Annotated in this window: 1 pseudogene; it reads right to left on the reverse strand. The window is 38.0% G+C overall.

Going from position 1 to position 445, the window contains the following annotated elements:
- A pseudogene (locus J7R13_RS08970) lies at positions 1-445 on the reverse strand (mechanosensitive ion channel family protein); the annotation flags it as partial.

Below are 445 nucleotides of genomic sequence, written 5' to 3' on the forward strand. Positions count from 1 at the left end.
AAACCTGCCATTGACAATGCTATCAAAGCAGACACAACAACACCAGCATAACTTATAACCGTTTTGATGGAATACGCACACCAGTATCGAATTCTCCATGCACCAATATTGTGCCATCCAACCAACCAATAAATCGACGAATGACAAAAAAACAGGTGAAAAAAATAACAATTCCTGTGAAGAGAGAAATCAAAGAAATAGATACATTTCCAAGTTGAAAACCAGTCATTAACTGCCACAACACGGCTCTCAAGTCAGAGTACGAAAAACCAAACTGCACAGCTATTGGCATTGCGCAAAATACAATAACAAACAAATTGAGAAAAATACTCAGAACACCCCCTAATTGATTCATCGTTTTCTCTTCTAAATGCAACCATTGCATCAAAGTATGGCCAACGATCGTTTTCATAAATTGGCCTTTAGTTCCAAGTGCTTGTGCACT

Origin of the sequence: Bartonella taylorii 8TBB, assembly GCF_902825155.1 — a bacterium.
In the GTDB taxonomy this organism is placed as follows: Bacteria; Pseudomonadota; Alphaproteobacteria; order Rhizobiales; family Rhizobiaceae; genus Bartonella; species Bartonella taylorii_A.